This is a genomic window from Xanthomonas arboricola (assembly GCF_003353015.1).
GTDB classification, from domain to species: domain Bacteria; phylum Pseudomonadota; class Gammaproteobacteria; order Xanthomonadales; family Xanthomonadaceae; genus Xanthomonas; species Xanthomonas arboricola_E.
The window spans coordinates 550923-568981 of sequence record NZ_QREM01000009.1; the positions used below are offsets into that span (position 1 = coordinate 550923).

The following is an 18059-nucleotide window of genomic DNA, read 5'->3' on the forward strand; positions in this document are numbered from 1 at the left end:
ATGCCCGCGCGGCATCGCTTCCTTCTTCGAGATCGCATGGCCAAGACCTCCGCATCCCTGATCGCCGCCAAGACCCTGGTGCATGTCGCTGCGCTGACGCCGATCGCCTTGCTCGGCTGGCAGTTCTGGCAGGTCTGGCAAACCGGCAGCGATGCGCTGGGCGCCGATCCGGTGGCCGAGATCGAGCACCGCACCGGGCTGTGGGCGCTGCGGTTTCTGCTGATCACCCTGGCGATCACGCCGCTGCGCCAGCTCACCGGCCAGGCAACGCTGATCCGCTTCCGGCGCATGCTCGGGCTGTACGCGTTCTTCTATGCCAGCGTGCATCTGGCGGCCTACCTGAGCCTGGATCTGCGCGGCTTCTGGACGCAGATCTTCGAGGAGATCCTCAAGCGTCCCTACATCACGGTCGGCTTTGCGGCATGGCTGCTGCTGGTGCCGCTGGCGATCACCTCGACCCAGGGCTGGATGCGGCGGCTCAAGCGCAACTGGGGCCGCCTGCACCTGCTGATCTACCCGATCGGGCTGCTGGCGGTGCTGCACTTCTGGTGGCTGGTGAAATCCGACATCCGCGAACCGGCGCTGTATGCCGGCATCCTGGCGGTGCTGCTGGGCTGGCGGGTGTGGAAAAAACTCAGCGCGCGCCGAACCACAGCAAGGCGCTCAGCGCCGCCGCCAGCAACACCGCGCTGAGCAGCAGCCATGGCCAGCGCGCGACCTTGACTGGCGCGCGCGCCGGTTCGCGTGCTGCCGGTGGCAGCGGCAACGGCCCCGGCTCGGGTACGTCCCAGGTCATGCCATGGTGGGTCCGCGGGACCTCGACGACAAAGCGGTGGCGGGCGTCGAACACGACCTGGTCGCCGGCCTGCAGCCAGCCGTCGCGCACCTGCACGCCGTTGATCCAGCTGCCGTCCTCCGAGCCCAGATCGCGGATCAGCACGCGGTCGCCGTGGCGTTCCAGACGCGCATGCTGCGCGGCAAATGCCGGGTCGTCGATGACGATGTCCGCAGCCGGGTCGCTGCCGACCAGGCGTGGACGGTCCAACGTGAAGCTGCGCCCATGGTGACGGCCGCCCAGACCGCGCAACAGCAGGCAGACCTCGCTCAGACCGGTATCGTCGTCTTGAACATCGCTGGCCGGCGCGCTCGACGGCGCACTGCGCAGCAGCATCTCCACGCCATCGGCGTAGATCGCATCGCCGGGGCGCAACAGCGCCATGCGCCGTACCGGACGTCCGTTGACGTGGATGCCGCGGACCCCGTTGGCCACCTGCAGCCACAGCCCGCGCTGATCCAGGCAGAACTGCGCCAACAGCAGCGCGCCCTGCGCATCGGCAACCACCCGCACGCTGCCGGAGGCATGGCGGACGATCCGGTGGACGCCGGGCGTGAGGGAATGATCCGGCTGCTGCCGGTGGGTGAAATGAACTTGCAGATCGCGCACCGGCCGCAGCCTAGCAGGTTTGCCCGGCGCAGCGGCCAATCGCGTGACCGACGTGTCGCAGCGCAGGTACGCCCAACAGGTACGCCCAAGGCGTCGTTGCGGGCCGGCCACACGCGCGCCGCACTTGGAGCCTGGCCCGCGCATGCGCACAATGCGCGCTCCTTTCGTCTTTCCCATGGAACCCATGTCCAGCATCGATATCCGCCACGACCATGCCTTGTCGCCGGCCCAGGCCCGCGCAGCGATCGACGCGGCGGCGCGCAAGCTGACCGATCGCTACGGCGTGGCCTCGCATTGGGAAGGCGATACCTTGCGCATCGCGCGGGCTGGCGTGGATGGGGCGATCGCCCTGTTGCCGCAGCAGGTGCATGTCACCGCCGAGCTTGGCTTCCTGTTATCGGCGATGCAGCCGATGGTGGAATCGGAGATCCGTCGCCTGCTGGCCGAAAAGCTCGCCTGAGCGCGCGGCGGCGCCGATCCGGGCCGGTTCGCCTGGTCGGACCCGCCACGCCGATGCTTCAGCGCCAAGTCACCCGCGGCACACGTCGCAGGCGGATGCTCCGGGAGCGCTTCACCTGCTCGATGCAGTGCCGGGACTAGGGTGAAGGCAACGTCACTTTGGCAACCCACAGGAGCATTCCATGACGACCGGATACGATCAGAACGGCAAGCGCGACGATGCAGCGCACGGCTTCCAGGCGCAGGCGGAACAGATTTCGCGCCGGCTCGGCGAATCGGCGCAGACGGTGTGGCTGGCCGGGCTCGGTGCACTGGGACGGGTGCAGAGCGAAGGCGGCAAGTTGTTCGACTCGCTGGTGCGCGAAGGCGCAGCATACGAGCGCAGCGGCCAGCGCAAGGCGGCCGAAAGCGTCGACGAACTGCGCGAAGAGGTGGAAACCCAGTTCGAGCAGGCACGCGACACCGCCGTACGCGGCTGGGACAAGCTGGGCAAGGCCTTCGACGAACGCGTCAAGGGAGTGTTGCGCACGCTCAACATCCCCGAGCAGGACGAGCTGGAGAACCTGCGCCGCGAGGTGGAATCGCTCAAGGCCCAGGTGCGCGCCAATACCGCCGCGACCAAGCGTGCCAACCGCACCGCCAACCAGGCGGCACAGGCCGCCGGCGGCGACACCACCGGCACCGGCACGATCGGCGGCAACACCGGCCCGACCACCGCAACCTTCGATGGTGAATGAGCCAGCCCGGCAATGTTGCAAAGCAGCATGATTTTTCAGACAATCGGGAACGACCCGCCAGTCCTGTAACACGAAGTCCGTTTGCTCCCCTCCCCTCACGGCTTCGGACTGGCGGGTCTTTCGTTGTCTGGATCACGGCTCGCGGGATTGCCGCCCGTGCTTCATTGACGGATCCGCCGCGAAGGATTCTTCTAGGCGCATTGTTTCGTCATACGTGCCATACCCTCGCTTGATGCCCATGCCCCCCTGGACCGTGCCGCTCGTGGCGTGCCTGCTGCTCTGGCTGGCGGCCTGCGCCTACCTGTGGCTGGTGCGTCGCCGGGCCGACGAAACCAGCGAAGGCCTGCGCGCGCTGGCAGCGATGCACTGGCGCGACTTTTCCGCCCTGGTGTTGCGCGTGCTGCAGGATCAACGCGGCTGGCAACCGACCCAGGTACCGCAGGACGGCGTGCCGACGGCCGACTTCATGATGCAGACCGGGCACGGCACGCGGCTGGTGGCCTGCAAGCACGGGCGCGGCTACCGCATCGGGGCGGCAGCGGTGAACGAGCTGGGCGCAATGGCACGGCTGGCCGGCGCAGGCGGCGGCGTGATGGTGACCGAGGGCCGGATGGAGCGCGAAGGCATGGCTGCCGCCGAGAAGCAGTCCATCGAAGTGCTGGATGGCGTGCGCCTGTGGCCGCTGCTCAAGCCGTATCTGCCGGGCGATGTGGAAGCCGGCGTGGTCGGCATGGCGCGCCGTCGCGCGACCCGTCACAGCCTCCTTGCCGGTGCAGCGCTGGCGACCCTGGCGCTGGTTGCGGTACTCGCGTTGCAGCCGGCGCAACCGCCCGCGCCAACATGGCAGGCTGCGCCAGCGGACACGGCGCACGTTGCCGAATCGGTCGCTGCAATCCCGGCACCGCAGGACGCAGCCTCGCAACAGCCGGCGCCGCCGGCAGCCGCGCCGCCTGCCCCGATGCCGCTGGCAGGCACTGCCGAACCGGATGCGGCAACCCTGCTGGGCCATCAACGCGAGGTATCCAGGGCATTGGCACGGACGCCCGGCCTGGTGCGCGGAATCTGGATCACCCAGGCAACCTTGGCGGTGGACCGCTCGGTTGGGGATGCTGCGGCGTGGCCGTTGATCTGCCGCGAACTGCAGCGCTACCCCTATCTGCGCACCGTACGCGTGCAACTCAATCCACGCCCCGGCGTGGACGAACCGGTGCGCTGGCGGCAGTGCTGGACGATCTGATTCGCGCACCGCTGCAGGCGCTTGCGCCGCGTCGGAGGGTCAGCGCATTCCCGGCGCGAACCGCGCCACCAGGTCGTAGGATCCACCCAGGAACAACTGCCGCACGTAGGTGACCGGCTGGTCGCCGCGCCAGGTGTGGCGGTCGATGACCAGACAAGCCGTGCCATCGTCCACCTGCAGGCGTTCGGCTTGCGCGGCGTCCGCACTGACGGCGCTGATGCGGTGCTCGGCGCGCGTCCACGGCACGTTGCGCAGCAACCAACTGCCCGGCGCCACCTCGGTGAACGGCTGCAGCAATGCCTCGGGCACGGTGGTGGTGTCGATCAGCCGCTGTTCCAGCGCGAACGGGCTGCCGTCTGCCAGGTGCACGCTTTCCAGCGCCAGTACCTTGCCGCTGCTGCCCAGCGCACGCTCCTGCGGCACGCGCAGGTGCGGGTTACGCAGCCGCCGCGACACCAACGAGAACGCGTAGACGTGGCCGCGCGCGGTCATTTCCACTTCGATGTCGGGAATCGACAACGCAACCTGCTCCAGATGCGGATGCGGCCGCGCCACGAACGAGCCGGTGCGGCGACGGCGTTCGATCATGCCGGCGTCGGCAAGCAGGCCGAGCACCTTGTTCACGGTCATGCGCGAGCAGCCGTACTGCGCCATCAGTTCGTGCTCGGGTGGCACGCGGTGACCGGGCGGCCAGTCGCCACTGTGGATGCGTTGTTCCAGATCCTGCCGGATGCGTTGGTGCAGGGTGCCGGGCGCGGCGATGGGGGTGGCGGTCAAAGCGGGTCTCCGGTCAGACCCGCATTGTGCGCGCATCCGCTCACTTGCTCAGCAGCGCTCGCAGAACAGCGGCAAAACGGGTGGCGATCCGCACGCGATCGATATGGCGTCCATCGCGCACCACCGCTTGCCCGGCGCGCCAGACAGTGCGCACCGCACCGCCGCGCGCGGCGAACAGCCAACTGTCCAGCAGCGCATCGTCGTGGCGCGCCAACAGCGCCGGATGGGTCGGGTCCAGCTCGAGCAGATCGGCCGATGCGCCAACCCGGATGCCAGCGTGCGCAATCCCCAAGGCCTGCGCCGCACCCTCGCCCGCCCGGTCGAACAGCCAGCGTCCGCTCGAGGTACCCGCCTGCGCCAGCACATTGCGCGCCTGCAGCCGCAGACGCTGGCCGTATTCGAGCAGGCGCAGCTCCTCGGCGGCGTCGATCAACACGTTCGAATCCGAACCCACGCCGAAGCGCCCACCCGCGGCGGCAAAGGCCTGCATCGGGAACACGCCGTCGCCCAGGTTCGCCTCGGTGATCGGGCACAGCCCGACCACCGCGCCGCTGTCGGCGATGGCCTGCAGCTCGCTTGCATCCACATGCGTGGCATGCACCAGGCACCAGCGCGCATCCACCGGTGCGTTGGCCAGCAGCCACTGCACCGGGCGCTGGCCCGACCAGGCCAGGCAGGCCTCGACCTCGCGCTGCTGCTCGGCGATATGGATGTGGATCGGGCCATCGGTGAGCGGCACCAATGCAGCCAGTTGTTCCGGCGTGACCGCGCGCAGGCTGTGCGGCGCCAGTCCAAGCACGGCATCCGGCACTGCCTTGAGGCTGCGCGTGCAGTCGTCCAGCAACCGCGCGAAGCCGTCGATGTCGTGGATCAGGCGCCGCTGCGCTGCGCTGGGCGCGACGCCGCCGAAATCCGAATGCGCATAGAACACCGGCAGCAACGTCAGCCCGATGCCGGTGCTGGCAGCCGCAGCGGCGATGCGCCCGGCCATTTCGCCGGCCTGCGCATATGCCGCACCACCGGGGCTGTGGTGCAGGTAGTGGAATTCGCCGACGCGGGTGAAGCCGCTTTCGAGCATTTCCACGTAGGCCTGTTCGGCGATCGCCTGCAGGCTGTCCGGATCGAGCCGGTCGACGAAGCGGTACATCAGCTCGCGCCAGCTCCAGAAACTGTCGCCGCTGCGCCCGCCCACTTCGGTCAGGCCGGCCATGCCGCGCTGGAACGCGTGGCTGTGCAGGTTGCCCAGCCCGGGCAGCAGCAGCGCGACCCGGGTATCGCTGGCAGTCGGGGCGCAATCGGCCTGCACCGAGGCGATGCGCCCCTGCGCCAGGGTGATCCGCACGTTCCCGGCCCAGCCATCGGGCAGGAGCGCCCGCGCTGCCCACACCGCCTGCACCTGTTGGTTTGCCACTGGACACCCTCGATTGCCGGTTTTATTGTATATACATATCAGACAGCACGAGCCTGCGCCATGCATTGCGACGTCCTCTGGCACAACGCACAGCTGATGACCCTGGACGCGGCCGACGGCGGCCTGGGCATCGTGGACGATGGCATTCTGGCCTGCCAGGACGGCCGCATCGCCTATGCCGGCCCGGCCGCGCAGGCGCCGGCGTTGAAGCCGGACGTTGCGCATGATTGCCGGGGCCGCTGGATCAGCCCCGGCCTGATCGATTGCCATACCCATCTGGTGTACGCAGGCAATCGCGCCAGTGAATTCGAGCAACGCCTGCGCGGCGCCAGTTACGCCGAGATTGCCGCAGCCGGCGGCGGCATCGTTTCCACGGTGCGCGCCACCCGTGCCGCCGATGACGCCGCGCTGCTGGCCGCCAGCCTGCCGCGCCTGGACGCCCTGCTCGCCGAGGGCGTGACCACGCTGGAAATCAAATCCGGCTACGGGCTGACGCTGGAGGACGAAACCAAGCAGCTGCGCGTGGCACGCCAGCTCGCTGCACTGCGCCAGGTCGAAGTGGTGCCGACCTTTCTCGGCGCGCACGCGGTGCCGCCAGGCGGCGATGCGCAGACCTACATCGACGCCGTCTGCACCCAGATGATTCCGGCGATTGCCGCGCAAGGCCTGGCCGAGGCGGTGGACGTGTTCTGCGAACACCTGGCGTTCTCGCCCGCGCAGGCCGAGCAGGTCTTCGTCGCCGCGCAGGCGCACGGCTTGCACATCAAGATCCACGCCGAGCAGCTGAGCAACCAGCACGGCGCGCAACTGGCCGCACGCCACGGCGCCTTGTCGGCCGATCACGTCGAATACCTGGATGACGCCGGGGTTGCCGCGATGGCCGGCGCCGGCACGGTCGCGGTGCTGTTGCCGGGCGCGTTCTATTTCACCCGCGATACCCAGCTGCCGCCGATCGCGGCGTTGCGTGCCGCCGGCGTGCCGCTGGCGCTGGCCACCGACTGCAACCCCGGCACCTCGCCGCTGACCAGCCCGTTGCTGGCGATGAACATGGCCGCCACGCTGTTCCGCATGACCGTGGACGAGTGCATTGCCGGCTTCACCCGGCAGGCCGCACGCGCGCTGGGGCGTGGCGAGCGGCTCGGCCGGCTGCGCGCCGGCATGCACTGCGACCTGGCGATCTGGGACATCGATGCGCCGGCCGACCTGGTCTACCGCATGGGCTTCAACCCGCTACACGCCCGCGTCTGGCGCGGGCATGTGACTTAACTTCTCCGGAGACGTCATGAGTTCTGTTGTCTTGCAGCCCGGCCAGGTCACGCTGGCGCAATGGCGTGCGTTGTATCGCGGTGCCGAAGCCGTGCTGGACGAGGCCTGCGCGGCCGTGGTGCTGCGCAGCGCGCAGACGGTGGACGCCATCGTGGCGCGCGGCGAGCCGGTCTACGGCGTCAACACCGGTTTCGGCAAGCTGGCCAGCGTGCGCATCGAGCGCGAGGACCTGCAGACCCTGCAGCGCAATATCGTGCTCTCGCACGCGGCCGGCGTCGGCGAGCCCACGCCGGCGCCGGTGGTCCGGCTGATGATGGCGCTCAAGCTCACCAGCCTGGCCCAGGGCGCCTCCGGCGTGCAGCCGGGCACCCTGGCATTGCTGGAGGCGATGCTGCGCCGGGGCATCACGCCGGTGGTGCCCTGCCAGGGGTCGGTGGGCGCCTCCGGCGATCTGGCGCCGCTGTCGCATCTGGCGGCGGTGATGATCGGCGTCGGCGAGGCCTTCGTCGGCGGGCAACGCCTGCCTGCCGCGCAGGCGCTGGCGCAGGCGCAGCTGCAGCCGCGCGTGCTCGGCGCCAAGGAAGGCCTGGCGCTGCTCAACGGCACCCAGTTCTCCACCGCCTGCGCGTTGGCCGGCCTGTTCGAGATCGAAACCGTGCTGCAGGCCGCGCTGGTCACCGGCGCCTTGTCGGTGGAAGCGGCCAAGGGCTCGGATACGCCGTTCGATGCGCGGATCCACGCGCTGCGCGGCCAGCCCGGGCAGATCGCCACCGCTGCGGCACTGCGCGCGCTGGTCCCGTTGCTGGCATTGCTGAGCCGGTTGCCGCGCANAGATGTGTATAAGAGACAGATCGAAGCCAACGGGGTCTCGGATAACCCGTTGGTGTTCAGCGAGACCGGCGAGGCCTTGTCCGGCGGCAACTTCCATGCCGAGCCGGTGGCCTTCGCGGCCGACATGCTGGCGATGGCGGTGTGCGAGATCGGCTCGATCAGCGAACGCCGCACCGCGATGCTGGTCGACCCGGCGTTGTCGGGCCTGCCGGCGTTTCTCACCCCGCGCCCGGGCCTGAATTCCGGTTTCATGATTCCGCAGGTCACCGCTGCGGCGCTGGTGTCGGAGAACAAGCAGCGCGCGTATCCGGCCAGTGTCGATTCGATTCCGACCTCGGCCAACCAGGAAGATCATGTGTCGATGGCCGCGCATGGGGCACGGCGCTTGCTGGCGATGGCCGAGAACGCCGCGCACGTGATCGGCATCGAGCTGCTGGCGGCCGTGCAAGGCTGCGACTTCCATGCCCCGCTGCGCTCCAGCGCCGCGCTGGAAGCCGCACGCGCGTTGCTGCGGGCGCAGGTGCCGACCTTGCAGGACGACCGCTATTTCCATCCGGACATGCTGGCGGCCAGCGCGTTGGTGCGTTCGGGCGCACTTGCGCAGGCGGTCGCCCTGGCATTGCCAGGCGTGGAGCAGCACGCATGATGCGAGACCCCGCATGAGCGCCCTGCCCTGGCTCGACATCCATCGCGGCGATGCGCCGTTGATCCTCAGCTTCCCGCATACCGGCACCGAGCTGCCCGACGAGGTGGTGGACCAGTTCGCCTCGCCCTGGCTGGCACGCCGCGATGCCGACTGGTGGGTGCACCAGCTGTACGACTTCGCGCAATCGCTCGGCGCCACCACCGTGCGCACTGCGATCTGCCGCTCGGTGATCGACGTCAACCGCGACCCCAGCGGGGCGTCGTTGTATCCGGGCCAGAACACCACCGGCCTGTGTCCGCTGACCACCTTCGACAACCAGCCGCTGTATGCCGACGGCGCCGAACCGGATCCGGTGCAGATCGCCTGGCGCCGCACACGCTGGTTCGACCCGTATCACGCGGCGCTTGCCGACGAAATCGCGCGCCTGCGTCGGCTGCATCCCCGCATCGTGGTGTACGACGCGCACTCGATCCGCTCGTTCATCCCGCATCTGTTCGATGGCGAGCTGCCGCAGTTCAACATCGGCAGCAACGACGACCGCAGTTGCGACCCTGCACTGGCCGATGCGGTGGAGCGGCTGTGCCGCAGCAGCGGCTCGAGCACCGTGCGCAACGGGCGCTTCAAGGGCGGCTGGATCACCCGCCACTACGCGCAGCCCGCGCAGGGCGTGCACACGCTGCAGATGGAGCTGGCCTGCCGCGGCTACATGCGCGAGCCGGATGCGATCACCCCGCAGAACTGGCCGACGCCCTGGCTCCCGGCGCATGCAGTCGCGCTGCGCGCGGTGCTGCGCCACGTGCTGCTGGCCTGCCTGCAATTTGCCACCGACAGCGCTCAGTCCTCCGACACCACGCCGCCTGCGGCGCACCGTTGATTGCAAGGAAACCGGCATGACCCGTCACGATGCAACCCGCGTCATCCGCGCCGCCACCGGCACCACGCTCACCGCCAGGAGCTGGCTCACCGAAGCGCCGCTGCGCATGCTGATGAACAATCTGGACCCGGACGTGGCCGAGCGCCCGCAGGAACTGGTGGTCTACGGCGGCATCGGCCGTGCCGCGCGCGACTGGGAATCCTTCGATGCGATCGTCGCCGCGCTCACCCGCCTGGAGGATGACCAGACCTTGCTGGTGCAATCCGGCAAGCCGGTCGGGGTGTTCCGCACCCATGCCGATGCACCGCGCGTGCTGATCGCCAACTCCAACCTGGTGCCGCGCTGGGCCAGCTGGGAGCATTTCAACGAACTCGATCGCAAGGGTCTGGCGATGTACGGCCAGATGACCGCCGGCAGCTGGATCTACATCGGCGCGCAAGGCATCGTGCAAGGCACCTACGAAACCTTCGTGGAGATGGGCCGCCAGCATTACGGCGGCAGCCTGGCCGGCAAGTGGCTGTTCACCGGTGGCCTGGGCGGCATGGGCGGCGCGCAGCCGCTGGCCGCGGTGATGGCCGGCGCCTCGTGCCTGGCGGTGGAATGCCGCCGCTCCAGCATCGACATGCGCCTGCGCACCGGCTACCTGGACACCTGGACCGACGACCTGGACGAAGCGCTGCGCCTGGTCGAGGCATCGTGCACGGCGAAGAAACCGCTGTCGGTCGGCCTGCTCGGCAATGTCGCAGACGTGCTGGACGAACTGCTGCTGCGCGGGGTCAAGCCGGACCTGCTGACCGACCAGACCTCCGCGCACGACCCGGTCAACGGCTACCTGCCGCAGGGCTGGACGGTGGAGCAATGGGACGCCAAGCGCGTGTCCGCACCGAAGCAGGTGGAAGCGGCCGCGCGCGAGGCGATGGCCAACCACGTCCGCGCCATGCTCACCTTCCACGCCCTGGGCGTGCCCACCGTCGACTACGGCAACAACCTGCGGCAGATGGCGCTGGAAGCAGGCGTCGACAACGCGTTCGACTTCCCCGGCTTCGTGCCCGCCTACATCCGGCCGCTGTTCTGTCGCGGGATCGGGCCGTTCCGCTGGGTCGCGCTCAGTGGCGATCCGGAGGACATCGCCAGGACCGATGCCAAGGTCAAGGAACTCATTCCCGACGATGCGCATCTGCACCGCTGGCTCGACATGGCCGCCGACAAGATCGCATTCCAGGGCTTGCCGGCGCGGATCTGCTGGGTCGGCCTGGGCGATCGCCACCGGCTCGGCCTGGCCTTCAATGCGATGGTGCGCAGCGGCGAGCTCAAGGCGCCGGTGGTGATCGGCCGCGATCACCTGGATTCGGGCAGCGTGGCCTCGCCCAACCGCGAAACCGAAGCCATGGCCGACGGCTCGGATGCGGTCTCCGACTGGCCGCTGCTCAATGCGCTGCTCAACACCGCCTCCGGTGCGACCTGGGTGTCGCTGCACCACGGCGGCGGCGTCGGCATGGGCTTTTCGCAACATGCCGGCATGGTCATCGTCTGCGACGGCAGCGAGGCCGCCGACAAGCGTCTGGAGCGCGTGCTGTGGAACGATCCGGCCAGCGGCGTGATGCGCCACGCCGATGCCGGCTACGCCATCGCCACCGAGTGCGCGAAGGAAAAAGGCCTGGATCTGCCGGGGATCCTCGGCTGAGAGTGCCGGCCGGGCTCTGCCGCCGGCAGCGTGTGCGTCGCACGCTGCCGGCGGCTCTTGCGCATGTCCCGCCTGTTGCGAACGCGCGGTCCGCCGCATCCACGCCTATCGGCCACGTCCGGCCAGCGACATTGAGCCTCATCAGCGTTGACGCGCAGACCGATGCAGCCGCAGCCAGCAGTGCGCTTTCATCAGGGGCTGGCGCTGACCAGACCTTCCAGCTTGCGCCGGCAAGCGCGGGCATCGCCGCCCATCCCGTTCCCGACGATTGCCCTCAAGTCCGCGGCGTGCAGGCCGACAAGGTATGCAACGTTTTGAGGAATCTCCATGGGCATCTTGATCTACCTGGTGCCTGCATTCGCGCTCTGGGCGCTGATTGCCACCGTGCTGGCGTTCGTGCGTGGGCGGCAGCTGCGCGCCGAGTCCGGCCAGCTCGCCAGCACGCAGGACAGCCTCGCCCGCTACCAGGCCGCGCTCTCGCAGCTGAAGGCACGTTCGGCCGCCAGCGCGCTGGAGCTGGAATCGCTGCAGCGCAGTTACACCGTGCTCAAGCAGTCGCTGGAGCAGCGGGAGCAAACGGTAGCCGACCAGGTGCCGGCCGCCGACAATCAGGTGATTCCGATGGTGATGGTGCAGCGGCTGGATATCGCCAACGAGATCGGCACGTTGTTCACGCACGTCGCGCGAGTGGCACGCAGCCTGCGCCGCTACAGCGCCTACAGCCGCGGCCACACGGCGCCGGAACCGGCCACTGCCCGCTACGACCTGCACTGGCTGGCCGATTGCCTGCACAGCTTCGACCAGATCGGTTACGCCTTGTTGCGCGGCAATGTCGCAGCGCTGATCACTGCCTGCCAGGACCTGCTGTCGATGTACGACCACTACCTGAAGGATGGGTCCGGCTATAACAGCCGCGACACCTTCCAGCGCCTGGGCAGCGATGTGCCGCTGTCGGATGCCACCGATGCCATCCGCTCGATCATCGTCAAGGCGACGCTGGCGCAGGATGTGCGCGATGCGGTGATGGAAGATGCGGCCGCTGCCAACGTCGGGTGAATCGGGAATCGGGAATCGGGAGTCGGGAATCGCAAGCGCGTGGGTGCGGGGTTCTGTTGGGGCAACAGGCGGATGCACATTGGTTTGGCGACGGTGCGATTGCCCATGAAAAAAGCGCACCGCAAGCGGTGCGCTTTTTTGTTTCGGGCGTCGGGAGTTGGCTACAAGCCGCAGCTAGCGCATTGGCTCGCAGCAGGCGTCACCGCGCTTGCTGCGGCAGCGCGTAGGCCACCACCGCATCGCCTGCAGGCGTCTCCATGAAGTGGTGGCCGCCGGCCATGATCACCAGGTACTCGCGGCCGCCGTAGGCGTACACCATCGGGTTGGCCTGACCACCGGCCGGCAGCTTGGCGTGCCACAGCTCCTTGCCGGTGGCCAGATCGATGGCGCGGATCAGGTCGTCGGTGGCTGCGGCAATGAAGATCAAGCCGCCGGCCGTCACCACCGAACCGCCGTTGTTCGGCGTGCCGATCTCGATCGGCAGGCCCGAGCGGATGCCGAACGGACCATTGCCGCGTGCGCTGCCGAACGGGCGGTCCCATAGCGTCCTGCCGCTGGCCAGGTCGATCGCACGGATGCCGCCATACGGCGGCTGCTTGCACAGCAGCTTGGTGAACGGCAAACGCCAGCCCGCATTGACGTTGATCGCATACGGCGTGCCGGCCTGCGGATCGCCCGCGCCTTCTGCGCCACCCGCATCGCCACGCACCTCGTCGCGCGGCGCCCAGCCCAGCTTGTCGGCCTTGGCGCGCGGCACCAGCAGGTTGTAGTTGGGCATGTCGTTGTAGTTGGCCACGATCACGCCGCGCTGCGGATCCACCGACACGCTGCCCCAATCCGACCCGCCGTTGTAGCCGGGATATTCGATCGCATGGCGGTCGGCTTCCGGCGGCGTGTAGATGCCCTTGTAGCTGGCCTTGCGGAACTGGATCCGGCAGACCAGCTGGTCGATCGGCGTCATCCCCCACATGTCGCGCTCGGTCAGATCCGGCTTGCGCAGCGTGTGGTACAGCGAAAATGGCTGCGTCTTGGCACGCATCTGCGGCTCCACACCGCCACCCGGTACGGCACGTTCCTCCACGCCCACCAGCGGCTTGCCGGTGCGTCGATCCAGCACGTACAACTCGCCCTGCTTGCTCGGCAACAGCACCGCCGGCACGTTGACCCCGTCCTTGGGGAAGTCGATCAGGCTCGGCTGCGAGCCCAGGTCGTAATCCCAGGCATCGATATGCGTGGTCTGGAAATTCCATACCGGCTTGCCGGTGGTGACATCCAGCGCCACCAGCGAGGTCGCATAGCGATTTTCCTGCGGCGTGCGCGAGCTGCTCCAGTAATCGGCGGTGGAATTGCCCATCGGCAGGTAGACATAGCCCAGCTGTTCGTCGGCCGCGGCGGTGGTCCACATGTTCGGCGTGCCACGCGTCCAGGTCTGGCCCGGTGGCGGTGCGCCGTTCCAGTCCGGATGGGTCATGTCCCAGGCCCAGCGCAATTGGCCGGTCACCGCATCGAAGCCTTCGATCACACCGGATGGCTCGTAACGCTTCTGCCCGTCCAGCACCTGATGGCCGGTGACCACCACGCCACGCACGATGGCCGGCGGCGAATTGATCGACACATAGCCCGGCGGCGTCTGCCCCATGCCGACGGTGATGTCGACCTGGCCGTTGTTGCCGAAGTCCGTGCACGGCTTGCCGCTACGTGCATCCAGCGCGATCAGGCGACCGTCCAGCGTGCCTTCGATGATGCGCGTGCGGCACGGCGCCGACGCACCGGCCACTACCGCTGCTGCGGCATCGTTGGCCGCCGCCGGCACCTGGTAGTACGACACCCCACGGCAGGCGGCCGTATAGGGAATCGCCTCGTCCTCGACCCGGGGATCGTAGCGCCAACGCTCCTTGCCGCTGGAGGCATCCAGCGCGATCACCTGATTGCGCGCAGTGCACAGGTACAGGCTGTCGCCCACCTTCAGCGGCGTGGTTTCCGCCCCCCAGCGCTTGCTCGGCAGGTCGCCGGTGTGGAAGACCCAGGCCTGCGTCAGCTGCGCCACGTTGCTGCGGTTGATCTGCTGCAGCGGCGAATAGCGCTGCCCGGCCTGGCTGCGTCCATACGCGGCCCAGTCGTCGTCGGCAGGCGCATTGGCCGGCTGCCCAGCGGAGGCTGCAGGCGCACTGCCCCTGAGCAGGCCCGCGGCGATGCCGGCGGCATGGGCCAGCGCACCATCGGCCTCGGTTACTCCAAACGGCACGAAGGCCAGCGCGAAGGCCACCACGAACACCGCCGCCAGGACGCCGGCCACGCTGCGCGACACCGCGCGCGACACCGGGCGCTCCAGCTTCGGCAGCAGCAGCGCCAGCACGAACGCCAGGCCGACGATCAAGCCCAGCCGCGGCACCCAGCGCCAATAGTCGCTGCCCGATTCCCACCATGTCCACGGCAACGTCGCTGCCACCACTGCAGCAAACCACCACGCGCCCGCATTGCGACCGCGAAACAGCAATACGCCGGCAATCAGCAAGGCCGCGCCCGCGGGCGCGTAGTACCAGGAGCCGCCCAGCGCGGCCAGCCACACGCCACCTGCCAGCAGCACGGCGCCCAGCACTCCAGTCACGCCTCCCAACGTCGCCAGCGCCCAATGGCCGCGACGGGAAGGACGATGCAAAGTCGTCATCAGTTGTTCCTCTTCGATCCGCGGCGACGCAACGCCGCCGCACCGCCAGCAACCTTCGACCTGCCACGGTGAAAAAGCCGCGTTCTTTGCGACCGCCGTCGAAAAACACTGCGTTGCAGATGTCACCGCGCGCAATAAAAAAACGCCGGCTGTGCGCCGGCGTTTTTTCAACTGCGTTGCTCGCCTGCTGCGATCACGCGTCGGTCGGTGGCAGCTCGCCTGTGCTGGCTGCCGGTACGGCCGCTGCATCGTCCGGCACGTCATCGGCTTCCTCCAGCGAGGCATCCAGGCGTTCGACCGCCTGCAGCTTTTCGCCCTTGGACAAGCGGATCAAGGTCACGCCCTGGGTATTGCGACCCACGCGCGAGATCTCCGAACCGCGGGTGCGCACCAGGGTGCCGCCATCGGAAATCAGCAGCACCTCGTCGGTGGCGCCCAGCAACACTGCACGCACCAGCTTGCCATTGCGCTCGGTGGTCTGGATGCCGATCACGCCCTGCGTGCCGCGACCCTTGCGCGGGTACTCGGTCAGCGGGGTGCGCTTGCCGTAGCCGTTCTCGGTGGCGGTGAGGATGTAGGCCATGTCGTCGCTCTCGGCACCATCGATCACCTCTGCCTCGACGCCGTCCGTGCTTTCCACCACGTCCTCGACACCCTCGTCCTCGACATCGCCTTCGATGCCGCCGGCACGCTCGGCCACGATCAGGCTCACCACCTCTTCGCCCTTGGTCAGACGGATGCCGCGCACGCCGGTGGCGGTCCGGCCCATCGAGCGCACCGTGGCTTCACCAAAGCGCACGGTCTTGCCGTTGGAGGCGAACAGCAACACGTCGCGATCGCCATCGGTCAAGGCCACGCCGACCAGTGCATCGCCTTCGTCGAGGTTGATCGCGATCTTGCCGCGTGCCAGACGGAACGCGAATTCGCTCAGCGGGGTCTTCTTGACCGTGCCGTTGCGCGTGGCGAAGAACACATAGCGGTTGTCGGCATACTCGCGTACCGGCAGCACCGCCTGCACCCGCTCGCCCGGTTCAAGCGGGATCCAGTTGATGATCGGGCGGCCACGCGCATTGGAACCGGCTTCCGGCAGCTGGTACACCGGCAGCCAGAACACCTTGCCGCTGCTGGTGAAGGTCAGCAGCGTGTCGTGCGTGTTGACCAGCCACAGCTGGTCGATGAAATCCTCTTCCTTGGTCGCCGCCGCAGACCGGCCACGGCCGCCACGGCGCTGCGCGCGATACGCGCTCACCGGCTGGCGCTTGGCATAGCCGGCATGCGAGAGCGTCACCACCACATCCTCGGGCGAAATCAGGTCCAGGATGTCCAGATCTTCTTCGCTGTGGCGGATCTCGGTGCGGCGTTCGTCGCCGTACTCTTCGCGGATGTTGATCAGCTCGTCGCGGATCACCTGCAGCAGCACGTCCGGGTTTTCCAGGATGCGGATCAGGCCCTGGATCACCTCGAGCAACTGCTTGTACTCGTCGGTCAGCTTTTCCTGCTCCAACCCGGTCAGGCGATGCAGGCGCATTTCCAGGATCTGCGAGGCCTGCACTTCACTGAGCTGGTAGAAGCCGTTGGCCAGGCCCACGCCCGGCGCCAGGTCTTCCGGCTTGGAGGCTTCGGCACCGGCAGCGCCCAGCAGCGCGCCGACCAGGCCCGGCTCCCAGGTCTTGGCCAGCATGCGCTCGCGCGCTTCCTGCGGATTGGCCGAGGTCTTGATCAGCTCGATCATCTCGTCGATGTTGGCCAACGCGACGGTCAGGCCTTCCAGCACATGCGCACGCGCACGCGCCTTGCGCAGCTCAAAGATGGTGCGGCGGGTCACCACCTCGCGGCGGTGGCGGATGAACGCCTGCAGCATCTGCTTGAGGTTCATCAACTGCGGGCGCCCATCGATCAGCGCCACCATGTTGATGCCGAACACCGACTCCATCTGGGTCTGCTGATACAGGTTGTTGAGCACAACCTCGGCCGACTCGCCGCGCTTGACCTCGATGTAGATGCGCATGCCGTCCTTGTCGGACTCGTCGCGCAGCTCGCTGATGCCTTCGAGCTTCTTTTCCTTGACCAGCTCGGCGATCTTCTCGATCAACCGCGCCTTGTTCACCTGGTACGGGATCTCGGTGACGATGATCGCTTCACGGCCGTTGTCGGCCACTTCCACATCGGCCTTGGCGCGCATGCGCACGCGGCCACGGCCGGTGCGGTAGCCGGCAGCGATGCCGGCAGTGCCGTTGATGATGCCGGCGGTGGGGAAATCCGGACCGGGGATGTACTCCATCAGGCCTTCGACATCCAGCTCCGGCGTGTCGATCAGGGCGATGCAGGCGTTGATCGCCTCGGTCAGGTTGTGCGGCGGGATGTTGGTGGCCATGCCCACGGCGATACCGGCCGAGCCATTGACCAGCAGGCTCGGGAACCGGGTCGGCATGACCGTCGGTTCCTGTTCCTTCTCGTCGTAGTTGGGCTGGAAATCGACGGTTTCCTTGTCGATGTCGGCCATCAGCTCATGCGCCAGCCGCGACATGCGCGACTCGGTGTAACGCATCGCCGCGGCGGAGTCGCCATCGACCGAACCGAAGTTACCCTGGCCGTCCACCATCATGTAGCGCAGCGAGAACGGCTGCGCCATGCGCACCAGCGTGTCGTACACCGACTGGTCGCCGTGCGGGTGGTATTTACCGATGACGTCGCCGACGATACGCGCCGACTTGAAGTAGGCCTTGTTGCTGTGTGCGCCCAGCTCGTGCATGGCGTACAGGACGCGGCGGTGCACGGGCTTGAGGCCATCACGGGCATCGGGGAGTGCGCGGCCCACGATCACGCTCATCGCGTAATCGAGATAGCTCTTGCGCATCTCGTCTTCCAGATTGACCTGGATGATTTCCTTGGCGGTTTCTGCCATTCGGGTTCCGTAAGTGAGGTGGCGGGCCAGCCGGAAAGCCGCGTCGGGGGCGCCCTGGCAACAG

Annotated in this window: 13 protein-coding genes and 2 pseudogenes; 10 read left to right on the forward strand and 5 right to left on the reverse strand. The window is 68.1% G+C overall.

Annotation, left to right across the window (positions count from 1 at the left end; genetic code table 11):
• Window positions 1–36 precede the first annotated feature (36 nt).
• Window positions 37–693, forward strand: a complete 657-nt coding sequence (msrQ, locus tag C0541_RS13010) for a protein-methionine-sulfoxide reductase heme-binding subunit MsrQ (RefSeq protein WP_115048929.1) — start codon at window positions 37–39, stop codon at window positions 691–693.
• Here the strand turns inward: msrQ and C0541_RS13015 are convergent.
• Window positions 635–1444, reverse strand: a complete 810-nt coding sequence (locus C0541_RS13015) for an FHA domain-containing protein (RefSeq protein WP_115048931.1) — start codon at window positions 1442–1444, stop codon at window positions 635–637. The genes msrQ and C0541_RS13015 overlap by 59 nt on opposite strands.
• 184 nt (window positions 1445–1628) lie before the next feature.
• On the opposite strand from C0541_RS13015, the gene C0541_RS13020 reads away from it, so the two are divergent.
• From C0541_RS13020 to C0541_RS21745, 4 genes and pseudogenes are all read left to right on the forward strand, one after another.
• Window positions 1629–1904 carry a polyhydroxyalkanoic acid system family protein gene (locus C0541_RS13020; RefSeq protein ID WP_102596972.1) on the forward strand — a complete coding sequence of 92 codons (276 nt, stop codon included), beginning with the start codon at window positions 1629–1631 and terminating at the stop codon, window positions 1902–1904.
• A 181-nt stretch (window positions 1905–2085) separates the two neighbouring features.
• Entirely contained in the window at window positions 2086–2640 is a 555-nt protein-coding gene (locus C0541_RS13025) for a phasin family protein (RefSeq protein WP_115048933.1), read from the forward strand.
• A 238-nt stretch (window positions 2641–2878) separates the two neighbouring features.
• A pseudogene (locus C0541_RS21740) lies at window positions 2879–3464 on the forward strand (restriction endonuclease); the annotation flags it as partial.
• Window positions 3465–3565: 101 nt separating this feature from the next.
• Window positions 3566–3877 (forward strand): annotated as a pseudogene (locus C0541_RS21745) (restriction endonuclease); the annotation flags it as partial.
• A 39-nt stretch (window positions 3878–3916) separates the two neighbouring features.
• Here C0541_RS21745 and hutC read toward each other — a convergent pair.
• Window positions 3917–4690: a histidine utilization repressor gene (hutC, locus tag C0541_RS13035; protein WP_429001349.1), complete on the reverse strand. Its 774-nt coding sequence runs from the start codon at window positions 4688–4690 to the stop codon at window positions 3917–3919.
• Between the two features lie 4 nt (window positions 4691–4694).
• Window positions 4695–6050, reverse strand: a complete 1356-nt coding sequence (locus C0541_RS13040; RefSeq protein ID WP_115050314.1) for a formimidoylglutamate deiminase — start codon at window positions 6048–6050, stop codon at window positions 4695–4697.
• 75 nt (window positions 6051–6125) lie between these two features.
• On the opposite strand from C0541_RS13040, the gene hutI reads away from it, so the two are divergent.
• From hutI to C0541_RS13065, 5 genes are all read left to right on the forward strand, one after another.
• Window positions 6126–7331 carry an imidazolonepropionase gene (gene hutI, locus C0541_RS13045; protein WP_115048937.1) on the forward strand — a complete coding sequence of 402 codons (1206 nt, stop codon included), beginning with the start codon at window positions 6126–6128 and terminating at the stop codon, window positions 7329–7331.
• 16 nt (window positions 7332–7347) lie between these two features.
• Window positions 7348–8808, forward strand: coding sequence for a histidine ammonia-lyase (gene hutH, locus C0541_RS13050; protein WP_115048939.1), 1461 nt, complete (start codon window positions 7348–7350; stop codon window positions 8806–8808).
• A 13-nt stretch (window positions 8809–8821) separates the two neighbouring features.
• Window positions 8822–9682, forward strand: a complete 861-nt coding sequence (hutG, locus tag C0541_RS13055) for an N-formylglutamate deformylase (protein WP_115048941.1) — start codon at window positions 8822–8824, stop codon at window positions 9680–9682.
• A gap of 16 nt (window positions 9683–9698) precedes the next feature.
• Window positions 9699–11366 carry a urocanate hydratase gene (gene hutU / locus C0541_RS13060; RefSeq protein ID WP_115048943.1) on the forward strand — a complete coding sequence of 556 codons (1668 nt, stop codon included), beginning with the start codon at window positions 9699–9701 and terminating at the stop codon, window positions 11364–11366.
• A gap of 327 nt (window positions 11367–11693) precedes the next feature.
• On the forward strand, window positions 11694–12422 hold the full coding sequence (locus C0541_RS13065) for a hypothetical protein (RefSeq protein ID WP_115048945.1): 729 nt from the start codon (window positions 11694–11696) through the stop codon (window positions 12420–12422).
• A gap of 199 nt (window positions 12423–12621) precedes the next feature.
• On the opposite strand, the gene C0541_RS13070 is transcribed toward C0541_RS13065, so the two are convergent.
• Both C0541_RS13070 and gyrA read right to left on the reverse strand, forming a co-directional pair.
• Window positions 12622–15090, reverse strand: a complete 2469-nt coding sequence (locus C0541_RS13070; RefSeq protein ID WP_115048947.1) for a membrane-bound PQQ-dependent dehydrogenase, glucose/quinate/shikimate family — start codon at window positions 15088–15090, stop codon at window positions 12622–12624.
• A 193-nt stretch (window positions 15091–15283) separates the two neighbouring features.
• Window positions 15284–17995 (reverse strand): DNA gyrase subunit A, encoded by a 2712-nt coding sequence (gyrA, locus tag C0541_RS13075; protein WP_115048949.1) that lies wholly within the window; start codon window positions 17993–17995, stop codon window positions 15284–15286.
• Window positions 17996–18059 lie beyond the last annotated feature (64 nt).